This is a genomic window from Protofrankia coriariae (assembly GCF_001017755.1).
In the GTDB taxonomy this organism is placed as follows: Bacteria; Actinomycetota; Actinomycetes; order Frankiales; family Frankiaceae; genus Protofrankia; species Protofrankia coriariae.
Map to the genome: position 1 here is coordinate 55046 of NZ_JWIO01000014.1, position 10457 is coordinate 65502.

Genomic DNA, 10457 nt, shown 5'->3' on the forward strand with positions numbered 1-10457 from the left:
GAGCCGGGCCGGCAGGGTCGCGCCGTCCTGCCCGGCGCGGCGAGTGACGACCAGCCAGGCCGGGATGATCCCGGCCAGGGCGAGGGGGACCAGCACGGTGACGGCGGTGACCAGGGCGTGCAGCAGCCAGCCCCAGAACCCCCAGTAGTCCCCCCAGCCCACCCCCAGCGGGTGCACGACGCCCGCGACGATGCCGAGACCGACCAGTCCGGCGGCGACCACCAGCACCAGGGCCACCGCCGAGAACGCGGCGGTCTTCAGCAGCACGGGCAGGTTCTGGACCCGCTGCCGGCGGGCGTCCTTCGCCGCGTGCAGCCGGTCGAGCCACACCGCCAGTTCTGCGGCGTCTCCCCGGGCCCGCGCGGCGCGGATCTGCTCCCGGATCGCCGCGTGGGTGGCGGCGTCCACCGCCCGGCGGGCCAGCACCGCGTGCCCCTGGACGGACTGCACGACCACCCGGCCGGCGGTCCGGGCAAGCTCCTTCCCGCCGACCGGCAGGGCTGGCAGCGCGGGCCGGGCCACCGGCCGTCGCACCGGCACTCCGCCGGGCCGGGAGGGGACGACCTGCCCACGCTGGTCGATCACCTCACCGTCCAGGACCGGCCCACCCGCCGGACGGGCATCGGTGGCGATGTCGAGGGTCGGGGTCCACGGGCCCGGGAGTACCACCCCACCGGCGGGTGTGTCCGTGGACGCCCGCTCCGGCTGGTCGCTCATCGCACACCTCCGTTCGGGGTCCATCCGGGGATCGGGGGGTCGCTCAGGGGCCAGGACGAGCCACCCAGCGGGGCGATCCCCGCGGCGGCGGACAGCGCGATCTCGACGCGTTCGACGGTGTCGACCAGGACGCAGACGGCCAGGCCGACGATCCGCAGGGCCAGCACCACGACGGCGAGCAGGACCAGGCCGCCGACGGCCCACCAGGGCAGGGCGCGCAGGTCCGCGCGGATCCCGGTCACGACGTCGCCCCGGCCTGCCGCAGTTCGGTGAGGTAGCGGCGAGCGGTGGTCGGGGACAGGCCGACCACGGCGGCGAGGTCCGCGGCGAGCTGCCGGTCACTGCGTGGGTCGTCCGCGGGCACCATCGCGAGCTCCCGGGCCAGGTCCCGGCGGCCGGACCCCCGCACACCACCGGTGGCACCGGTGCCACGGGCAGCGCGAGTCCGAACGGTGCTACCGGTACCGCGACGCGGCCCGGTCGGGCGTGGCACCGGTACCACGACCGCCGGTGGTTCCGGTACCACCACGGGGGATGGCTCCGGTACCGCGTCCGCCGATGGCTCCGGTGCCACGGCCGCCGGTGGTTCCGGTAGCGCCGTCGGGGATGGCTCCGCAGCCACCACGGCCGGAGCGGCGGTGAGCGCGGCGAACCGCTGCCGGTAGCGGGGCGCGGCCTCGGCGAGCAGGACCAGGACCACCGGCGGGATGCTGTGCGCGACGATCGCCCCCGGATCCCCGGAGGCGGCGGCGTCCCACACGTTCAGCGTCCAGGTCGCGATCCCGCAGAACCAGCGCAGCCCGGTCGCCCAGCCGTCGGGGCGTTCCCCGTGCCGGGACAACGCCGCGTCCGCGGTGATCGAGACGAACAGGGCGATGTCCACGATCGGCGCGAGCAGCCACGCCTGCGGATCGGCGGTGCCATGCCCACGGGCAACCTGGTGAACGTTCGCCAGGCTGTACACCGCGACCAGCCCGGCCACCAGCCACAGACCGGCGTCCAACGCCCGCCCCAGCCGACGCGGCGGCTCGCCCGCCATCACGCCACCGCCGCCGCAGGGAGCGGCCAGCCCGAGCCACCACTGCGGGCCACCCGCCGGGACGCCCCGGTCAACGCACGCTCCGCCGTGGTCAGACCCGCCGGCCGGCACGGGCGGCCCGCCTGATACCAGGCCGCGATCCGGTCCAACGTCACCGCCGCCACCAGGTCGAACACGTCCGCCAACTCGTCACCGGGAGCACCCGCCGCGCGGGCTTGGGCCTGAGCGACCCGCACCCGCGCTTCGGCGTCGACCGCGGCGGCATACACCCGCAACCGGTACTCCCCGGTGCGGTCCGCCAGCGTGACCATCTCCGCCCAGTGATCCGCCACCGCAGTCAGATAGCCAGCCACCACGACGGCATCCCCCGACCCGCAAAGGCCGGCGGACACGGCGCTCACGAGCCTGCCTCCGTACCCGCGATCAGCCCGCGGGCCTGAACGATCACGTCCGGGTCGGTCAGCGGCGCCCACACCCGCACCGGGTGGCCCGCCACCGTCGTGGACACCTCCACGGACAGGTCGCCGTTGTCGTACTCCCGCCCCACAGCCAACGGCCGACCCAACCGGCGGGCCACCACACGCAGATCCGCCAACCGGACCGCGTCACGTTCCCCACCCGAGGCACCCACCCGCCACCGGGCAGGGACAAGCGCCTCAACCTGGTCCGGGTAGACATCGCTGACCGTCACATGCAGAGACGCCTGCTCACCGACCAGTTCCACCAGCTCCGCCGCCGCCCGCAACGCACGCGCCATCCGCACCGGCAGCGACACCCCGCCACCAGCAACGGCGGCATCGGTGACGATGTCGGCGCCACCGCCGGTCTCGGTCGGGACGGTCGGGGACTCCCGACGCGGCACCGGCCGCACCGGCTTCCCCTTCTCCACCGCCGGCACCGGCGGGNNCCGCCGGCACCGGCGGGTCCACCGGTGCCACCGCGGCGTGCAGCGCGTCCCGCACCACCGCTTCCCGCACCGCCGTCTGCTCACCGGCCATCGCGCACCCCCCGCGACCGCGACGTCTCCAACGACAGCTCTTCCGACTGCTGCGACTCGAACAGCACCGTGGCGACCGGCGCAGTCAACGCGGCCTTGACCACCGCCCGCCGCGTCGGCGACGGCACGTCCCGCCGCTCACCCCGCCGCGGCCGGACCACCTCGGTCACCGCGTCCTTTGCTCTCTGGCGCTTGCTCACCGGCCACCACCACGACGCAGCAGCTCACGCGCAAGCCGCTCCACCTCACGCACCACGGCATCCCCCAGATCCTCAGCAAGGGGAGCCCCCAACAGGGCATGCTTCATAACGGGTCCTTCCTCCAACGGGACGGATCACGGGCCCCGGCGCGGTGCTTGCCGGCTGAGCGTCGGGGCCTCTGCGTCAAGACGGTTGAACTGTCTTAAGACAGTGCCATCACTGTCGTGTCGTGTCAAGCCACCGTCTTGAGACGGTTGGATACGCTGATGAAGTGGAAGAGCCAGGGGCCCCAGCCAGCGACAGGCGTCACGCCAGCCACCGCGTCGCCGATCAACTCGAAGCCGCGATCGATGCGGGCGAGTACCCGCCGGACCGCCCGCTTCCGTCCTACCGGCGGATCGCCAACGACTACGGCATCGCGATCAACACGGCTCAAGCCGCCGTTCGGCTGCTGAGCGCCAGAGGGCGCGTGCACATCAGGGCGAACAGCGGCGCCTACGTCTGCAACGAGCCCCATGCGTCGGCGCCAGGCGAAGAGCTGCGCGAGATTCAGACGGATGTCGCCAGACTCCGAAAACAACTGAACGATGTTTCTACCGGACTCGCCGAAGTTGAGCGTCGTGTCGACGAGGCGATGAACCATCTCACCTCGGAGGACAAATGAGCCGGCCGGCCGAAGGCGCCATTCGGTTGATTCGCGCATGTCCCAAGAATGACCGCTCAACGACTCACCGCACAGGTGACAGCCAGTACAGGCAGGGACAGGACGTCCGTCCATGGACATCAGGACAGCGGTCATGGACATAGGGACATCGAGCACGGCGACGACATCGGCGTCCACGCCGAACCGCGTGCTCCTTGAGCTGCGTACATCGCGAGGATGGGGAAGACCCCGCCTGGCGAAGGAGCTACACCGGTTCTGTCTGTCAAAAGGTTGGCCGTCGCCCGGCGAAGAAAACATCAAGAAACAGATATACCGGCTGGAAAGTGGACAGATAAGATCGCCCGACGAATTCTACTCGCGACTGTACTGCCAGTTTTTCGAAAAAAGCCCACACGACTTATTCGGCAGCTTGCAACCTGCCAGCGAGTCATCGACCTTTAAGCTCTACAGTCACAAGTTCATCCCGATCTATGTTGGCGCCCAGGCCGCCGAAAACATCAGGACGGCGGTACGGGCGTCACCCACCGACCGGCAGTGGACCGAATGCTACTCAGCGCCGGTTACCGACGGAGACGCAGGGACTTGCACCATGTACATATGGCCCTTCGGGGTCGTGGTTTACCACTTGATTGAGGACCTGACACCGTCGTCTGTAGCCGAGATCTCCGTCTGGCGCCGCGTCTCCTACCCAGAGAACATCGACTGGGCTACCCGCCACCTCGAAGAACGCATCGAAGCCCCCGTGCGCGATGAGCCGTACGTCTTGAGCACCTACTGGGTCGATTCGGCGCCATGGGATGGAGCCCGTCTCGACAGCGCACTTCGACTGCTGTGCATCCCCCGTGTCCTGCTCGAACGCGAGGACGACCACCAAGGACCGTCCCAGGCGCATGCCGAACTCGTCGAGCAGTCGCTACTACGAGAAGGATTCGACCACCCCGAAATCATGGAATTCGGAATGAAAGGGATATCGTTCGGGTTCGCATCGTGGTCGGGCGTTGTCTACCACCCCACCGCATCGGCACGGGCACTGACCGAACATGAGCTCATCTCATGCGAACTGTCGGTGCAAGCCGCATGGTCCTACTGTAATTCGATACGGTCAGCAGTCGAACGGGGGCGAGATCCAGTCGTACCCGCCGAATATGGATGGCGGTTCGTGAGGGGACTTCGGTCCAGGCTGACCACCGAACGCCCACAGGAGACGTCACAACACCGATCGATGCGTGAAGCGATCGTAGAAACAAGCGGCCTGTCTCGACACCTTGCCCACGCGGTTGAGACGTTACGAGAAGCGGCAGACGGAGGGCAAGGATGAACGACAAATCGTCAGTACTGGTAGTGATCGACGTTCAAAACGGGTTTCTGACCGAGCACTCACGACCGGTCGTACCGATCATCGTAGACCTTGTCCGACGCTGGCAGGATGCCGGTCACGACACCCTCTTCACGCGATACCTCAATTTCCCTGGAAGCCCGTACGAACGGCTTATGGGCTGGACTCAGCTACGCGAGTCACCGGCAACGGACATCGTCGATGGCCTGATACCCCACACCGCGAAAGCAACCGCGGTGGTCGACAAGACGATCTACACCCTCTTCAACGAGGAAGGCGCCGCACTGGTCAAGGAGCATGGTTGGACTGACCTCTACATCTGCGGCATCGACACGAACAGTTGTGTCCTCAAGACGGCCGTAGACGCCTTTGAGCGCGACCTGACCCCGTGGATCGTGACCGACGCGAGCGCGAGCCACTCCGGGCCGGATGTCCACGATGCGGGCATCCTCCTTGCCACCAAGTTCATCGGCCGTCGCCAGCTCGTGACCCAAGCCCAGATCCCGATCACTTCTTGATCAGAAGTCGTACGAGTCGTGCGAACGAATCCGCGAGCGAAGAGGAGTAAGACAGCTTGGACCGGATGAGACCATCTACCGCCTCAAGAGCGGCAACCCTGGAGGGATACAGGACAAACGGAAGCAAAACGACCGCTGGGACGCAGCGCGCACAGTTGACACGGTAGAGGCCACTGGTTCAATCCCAGTATCGCCCACGCGCCGGCCTTCCCTGCTTGCCGCCCTTTGGGCGGCTTCGCCGGGGGTCGCGATGTCTGCCCGGGGGCCGAGCCCCCGGAGCCCCCACGGTTCTATGGTGGGGGTGGCCATGGGGCCCCCGGTTGGCGGGCCTGGTCGATCCGGCTTTCTGGGGCTCGTCGCCCTTTGGGCGGCTTCGTCGGGGGCCGCGATGCCTGCCCGGGGGCCGAGCCCCCTGGAGCGGCGGGTCAGTCAGTGGATCGGGTTGAGGTCGCCAAGGATCAGGCGGGCGACGGTTCGGATGATGTCGTCGTCACCGACGGGGAGCTCCTGGGCGCGGCAGTAGCACCAGGCGCGTTCGAGCATCCCCAGGATCGATAATCCCAGGGCCTCCGGCGCGCTGGTCGGCTCGGTCTGCCGGCCGCGCAGGTTCGCTCCCAGCAGGGACGCGACCCGCATCTGCATCCGTCTGCTGCTGTTACGGAACTGTTCGTCCGCCGGTGCGGAGTGCCCGGAGGCGAAAATAAACGCACCGTGCACATCCATGAACGCGAAGTAGGCATGCACCCATCCGATCACGTCGGGCAGGTCGCACGGCCGCGGCATCGCCTCCCAGCAGGAAACGATCTTAAGAATGTCCCGGTAGGCGTTCTCCCCGAGGGCGTTGAAGACCTCGCGCTTGTCATGGAAGTAGGTGTAGAAGCCGGCCCGCGAGATCCCGCACGCGTCGGTGATGTTGCCGATCCGGGTGCCCGCGTAGCCGCGGTCGAGGAACAGCCGGCGCGCCCCCTCGAGGATGGCGTCGCGGGTACGGGCCGCCCGCCGGCCAAGTGCGGCGTCCCGCCGCGTCGTCGCAGCCGTCCCCTCGTCGATGACGCTCCTCCTTGGTCCGGCGCATGGCGGAGCAGGGTCGACGACATGTTCATGACTGCCCCCCATGCGGTCGAAAATCCCGCCATGGCGGACGATTTTACTGCTTGATGCTTTCCGTCAATATGCTGTCGTCGGAGCGACAGCCGAGTACGCGAAGTCATACCACAAATCGCGCCAGGCGGAGCGACATGGCCGACTTACAGGTATGTCAACTTTTGTTACGGTGCGTTACATTTACGAAATATCAACGGCGTCGACGTGTCACCCGCTGGTCCGGCGGCGCGGACCTGCACCGTTGACGCGGCTCGGCTGATATGACTCGGCAAATGCACGTGCACGAAGCCCGAGAACGCGGCCCACGCCCAACCGGAACATCACGCCGTCCGGTAACCGCACGGTGGACGTGCGGTCAGGAAGGCGGCGCGGTCAGAAAGGCGATTATCCCGTCCGTGATGCCCTGCGCGGCGCGCCCACGCCACGCGGGGTCGGAGACCCGTGCGGCGTCGGCGGGATTGCGCATGTTGGCGCATTCGATGAACACCTTGGGCACCCGGGAGAGGTTCAGCCCGCCCAGATCCGTACGGAACGACAGGCCGTCGTGCGCGATGTAGTCCGCCCGGGTTTCGCCGGTGTTCCGCTCGAAGGCGGCGCCCACCGCGTCCGCCAGCCGGGCCGACGGGGCGAGAATCGCGGCGTTGCCGCCGTCCGGGCTCAGGCTCGGGGCGATGACATGGAATCCGGTACCGCTCGCCGGGCCGCCGTCGGCGTGCACGGACACGGCCGCGTCCGCGTGCGCGTCATTGCCGATGCGGGCCCGCTCGTCGATGCACGGGCCGACCCCGTTGTCGTCCGCCCTGGTCAGGACGACGGTGGCACCCCGGTCGCGCAGCAGCGCGGCCACTCGGGTGACCACGTCGAAGGTGAACGCGTGTTCGGGATAGCCGGCCGTGGTCTGCGAGCCGACGGTGTCGCACTCCTTCGCGATGCCACCGGCGAGCACCTTCCGGTTGATCGCCGCGGGCGCCTTCGCATTGCCCCCGTTGTGGCCGGGGTCGAGCAGGACGGTGCGCCCGCGCAGCAGGTCCGGTCTGGCCGCCGCCCCGGCCCCGGCCGTGGTCGGCTCGGACGACGGCGACGCCGCCGCCGCGGACATCCCGAGCGGCGGCGGGGGTGGGTCGGAGCGCGCCGCGTGAACCGCGAAGGCCACGAGCGCGACCACCGCGACGAGCGCGACGACAAGGCCTGGCCTGAGCGCTCTCCACCGCGGCGGCATCTACCGTCGCCCCGCCTCGGGCGAGGGGACGCCGACGGCGGAACCGGCCCTCATACCCGGCCTCTTTCGTGTCCCCTGTCGTGTCCCTCGCCGTACTCGGCCCTGTGCTCGGCCCCGTGTTTGGCATGATATTTGGCACCGTGCTCGTCGTCGCCGTCACCCGCCGGTACCGTGACGAAGTCGATGAGGCGTTCGACCGCCCCGAGCAGACCGGCTTCGACGTCCGTGTAGGAACGCACGCTGCCGAGCACCCTGCGCCACATGTCAGCGGGTTCGGCGACGCCCAGCGCGCGGCACACGCCATCCTTCCACGGCTGGCCCCGGGGTACCTGGGGCCAGGCCGCGATACCCACGGACGACGGCTTGACCGCCTGCCAGATGTCCACGTAGGGATGCCCGGTGACGAGCACGTACGGTGACGTCACGGACGCGGCGATGCGGCTCTCCTTGGAGCCGGCGACCAGATGGTCGACGAGCACGCCGAGACGGCGCCGTGGTCCGGGCTGGAAGGCCGCGACCAGCGCGGGCAGATCGTCGACGCCGTCCAGGCTTTCCACGACGACGCCCTCCAGCCGCAGGTCGTCGCCCCAGACGCGTTCGACGAGCGCGGCGTCGTGCAGCCCCTCCACGTAGATCCGGCTCGCCCGCGCGACCCGGGCCGGCTGGCCGGGCACGGCGACGGAGCCGGACGCCGTGCGGGCCGGGGCCGCCGGCGCCGACCGCACCGGCCGGGTCAGCGTCACCGTCCGCCCGTCCAGCAGGAACGCTCCGGCGGCGAGCGGGAAGGCGCGGCGGCGGCCATGCCTGTCCTCCAGCACGACTCCACCCGCCTCGACCTCGATCACCGCCCCGCAGAAACCGGTCGCGGCGTCCTCGGCGACGAGGCCGGGGACGGCCTCGACAGATGGCGGCGCGGCGGGCCGTACGCGTCCGCTCCGCGCCAGCACGTCGGGCCCGTAGTCTCTGCTGCGCACCCGACCACTGTAACGGGGGGGTATGACGACTTCGCATCAGCTTTGAACCCGTACGAATCCGGTGCAGATACGGTCATCACCGATGCCTGTGGCACGTACCACGTCAATCCGGCATCGACCCGACCAAGTGCCCAGGTGAGGGCCCAGGTGAGGCTCGGTTGAGGCCCAGGCGAGCCGGGCCCCGAATGTCGGACAAAACAATATCCGACAAACGTCGGGCATCCGCGTGCGGCAGGGCCTGCCCACCTCGGTGGGGCCCGGAATACCGCGGCGGGCCGACGGTGGGCAGAATCGGCTCATGACCGACGAATACGGGCCGGGCGTCGCGCTCCTGGTGATCGACGTCCAGAACGACTTCGCCGCGCCGACCGGCAGCCTGTACGTGACCGGCGGCGAGGAGATCATCCCACCTGTCAACGACGAGATCGAACGGGCCGTGGCCGCGGGCTCACCGGTCGTCTACACGCAGGACTGGCATCCGCCGACCACCCCGCACTTCGTCACCGGCGGCGGCATCTGGCCGCCGCACTGCGTACGGGAGACCGAGGGCGCGCAGCTGCATCCGGCCCTGCGGGTCGACGGGACGATCGTGCGCAAGGGAACGGGCGGCGAGGACGGTTATTCCGGATTCACCGTACGCAACCCGCTCACCGACGCCGATCAGGCGACCGAACTGGTCGACGTCCTCACCGCCCGGGAGGTCCGCAGGATCGTCGTGGTCGGTCTCGCCGGGGACCACTGTGTGAAGGCGACGGCACTGGACGGCCGGGCGCTGGGTTTCGACGTGGTGGTCCCGCTGGCCCTGACCCGCTTCGTCGGGCTGCGGCCCGGGGACGAGGAGCAGGCCGTCTCGCAGATGCGGGAAGCCGGGGTCCGAGTGCTTACCCGACCATCTAAATGATCACCCAAGCCTGCCCGATGGCCGTGGTAATGCGGTCGCAGTCGGTCGTCGCCATCAGGCAGGCTCGTGTGGACAGGGACAGGGCGCGAGGACGGACAGCACGGACGGGCTGTCGGGCTCGTCAGCTGTCGGGCTTGTCGCCGCGGCGGGCACCGGCAGCCGGCCCCGGCGCGCNCCGGCAGCCGGCCCCGGCGCGCGGTACCTGCCCTGGCCGGGGCGCCGCCGGCGAGCCGTCGGCCGCTCGGCCCGGCGCGTTCGGCGTCCCACGCGGTCCGCGTGGCGCGGTCCCGCGGTCCGCGTGGCCCGTACCGCCTACGCGGCGCAGTCCGCGCAGATCATCCGCCGGCTGTCGGCGAGCTGGCTGCGGTGATGGACCAGGAAACAGCTCGTGCAGGTGAACTCGTCTGCCTGTCGGGGCAGTACGCGGACGGTCAGTTCCTCCCCGGACAGGTCCGCGCCGGGCAGGTCGAGCTCGGACTCGAACGGGTCGACATCGTCCCCGAGGTCGGCCGCCGCGTCCGCCCGTCGTGCCTTGAGCGCCTCCAGACTCTGCTCGGCGACCTCCTCGGCATCGCTGGTCCGGGGGGTGTCGTAATCGGTGGCCACTGAAATACTCCCGTGAATATTAAGTGCGCTGCTCTCTCGTGCCCCACCCACAACGCACGGCCGGTGGGGTATGTGCCCGCCCGGACGATCCCGAACGGATGTGGCCTTCACCACACCCGTTGCGCTCCCACGTCCCAGGTGTCACCGGACATCGGCGGCGGGCATCGGGCCGGGGGCGCCCG

General features: G+C 69.6%; 13 protein-coding genes. 4 read left to right on the forward strand and 9 right to left on the reverse strand.

From position 1 onward, the window contains the following. Positions 1-713 precede the first annotated feature (713 nt). The 5 genes from FrCorBMG51_RS10290 to FrCorBMG51_RS10310 all read right to left on the reverse strand — a co-directional run bounded on the left by FrCorBMG51_RS10290 (position 714) and on the right by FrCorBMG51_RS10310 (position 2953). Positions 714-959 carry a hypothetical protein gene (locus tag FrCorBMG51_RS10290; RefSeq protein ID WP_047222852.1) on the reverse strand — a complete coding sequence of 82 codons (246 nt, stop codon included), beginning with the start codon at positions 957-959 and terminating at the stop codon, positions 714-716. After that, entirely contained in the window at positions 956-1756 is an 801-nt protein-coding gene (locus FrCorBMG51_RS24995) for a DUF2637 domain-containing protein (RefSeq protein WP_052914533.1), read from the reverse strand. The genes FrCorBMG51_RS10290 and FrCorBMG51_RS24995 overlap by 4 nt, the downstream gene beginning before the upstream one ends. Further along, positions 1756-2157 carry a hypothetical protein gene (locus FrCorBMG51_RS10300; RefSeq protein WP_047222853.1) on the reverse strand — a complete coding sequence of 134 codons (402 nt, stop codon included), beginning with the start codon at positions 2155-2157 and terminating at the stop codon, positions 1756-1758. Before FrCorBMG51_RS10300 ends, FrCorBMG51_RS24995 begins: the two co-directional genes overlap by 1 nt. Beyond that, positions 2154-2627 carry a hypothetical protein gene (locus tag FrCorBMG51_RS31005; protein ID WP_235433470.1) on the reverse strand — a complete coding sequence of 158 codons (474 nt, stop codon included), beginning with the start codon at positions 2625-2627 and terminating at the stop codon, positions 2154-2156. Before FrCorBMG51_RS31005 ends, FrCorBMG51_RS10300 begins: the two co-directional genes overlap by 4 nt. Before the next feature lie 116 nt (positions 2628-2743). Next, positions 2744-2953: a hypothetical protein gene (locus tag FrCorBMG51_RS10310; RefSeq protein ID WP_047222855.1), complete on the reverse strand. Its 210-nt coding sequence runs from the start codon at positions 2951-2953 to the stop codon at positions 2744-2746. 271 nt (positions 2954-3224) lie between these two features. On the opposite strand from FrCorBMG51_RS10310, the gene FrCorBMG51_RS10315 reads away from it, so the two are divergent. The 3 genes from FrCorBMG51_RS10315 to FrCorBMG51_RS10320 all read left to right on the forward strand — a co-directional run bounded on the left by FrCorBMG51_RS10315 (position 3225) and on the right by FrCorBMG51_RS10320 (position 5471). Beyond that, a complete protein-coding gene (locus tag FrCorBMG51_RS10315; RefSeq protein ID WP_052914534.1) occupies positions 3225-3617 on the forward strand; it encodes a winged helix-turn-helix domain-containing protein in 393 nt (130 codons plus the stop codon). 112 nt (positions 3618-3729) lie between these two features. Beyond that, on the forward strand, positions 3730-4935 hold the full coding sequence (locus FrCorBMG51_RS26615) for a hypothetical protein (RefSeq protein ID WP_086055366.1): 1206 nt from the start codon (positions 3730-3732) through the stop codon (positions 4933-4935). Then, on the forward strand, positions 4932-5471 hold the full coding sequence (locus tag FrCorBMG51_RS10320) for a cysteine hydrolase family protein (RefSeq protein ID WP_047222856.1): 540 nt from the start codon (positions 4932-4934) through the stop codon (positions 5469-5471). The genes FrCorBMG51_RS26615 and FrCorBMG51_RS10320 overlap by 4 nt, the downstream gene beginning before the upstream one ends. A 429-nt stretch (positions 5472-5900) precedes the next feature. Here FrCorBMG51_RS10320 and FrCorBMG51_RS10325 read toward each other — a convergent pair whose 3' ends face one another. The 3 genes from FrCorBMG51_RS10325 to FrCorBMG51_RS10335 all read right to left on the reverse strand — a co-directional run bounded on the left by FrCorBMG51_RS10325 (position 5901) and on the right by FrCorBMG51_RS10335 (position 8768). Then, a complete protein-coding gene (locus FrCorBMG51_RS10325) occupies positions 5901-6587 on the reverse strand; it encodes a TetR/AcrR family transcriptional regulator (protein WP_052914535.1) in 687 nt (228 codons plus the stop codon). Positions 6588-6930: 343 nt separating this feature from the next. After that, positions 6931-7794 (reverse strand): N-acetylmuramoyl-L-alanine amidase, encoded by an 864-nt coding sequence (locus FrCorBMG51_RS10330; protein ID WP_047222857.1) that lies wholly within the window; start codon positions 7792-7794, stop codon positions 6931-6933. A 50-nt stretch (positions 7795-7844) separates the two neighbouring features. After that, positions 7845-8768, reverse strand: coding sequence for a DUF3097 domain-containing protein (locus FrCorBMG51_RS10335; RefSeq protein ID WP_047222858.1), 924 nt, complete (start codon positions 8766-8768; stop codon positions 7845-7847). A 298-nt stretch (positions 8769-9066) separates the two neighbouring features. On the opposite strand from FrCorBMG51_RS10335, the gene FrCorBMG51_RS10340 reads away from it, so the two are divergent. Further along, positions 9067-9669 carry an isochorismatase family protein gene (locus FrCorBMG51_RS10340; protein WP_047222981.1) on the forward strand — a complete coding sequence of 201 codons (603 nt, stop codon included), beginning with the start codon at positions 9067-9069 and terminating at the stop codon, positions 9667-9669. A 312-nt stretch (positions 9670-9981) separates the two neighbouring features. Here the strand turns inward: FrCorBMG51_RS10340 and FrCorBMG51_RS10345 are convergent, their stop codons facing one another. Continuing rightward, positions 9982-10275, reverse strand: coding sequence for a DUF4193 domain-containing protein (locus FrCorBMG51_RS10345; protein ID WP_013873850.1), 294 nt, complete (start codon positions 10273-10275; stop codon positions 9982-9984). Positions 10276-10457 lie beyond the last annotated feature (182 nt).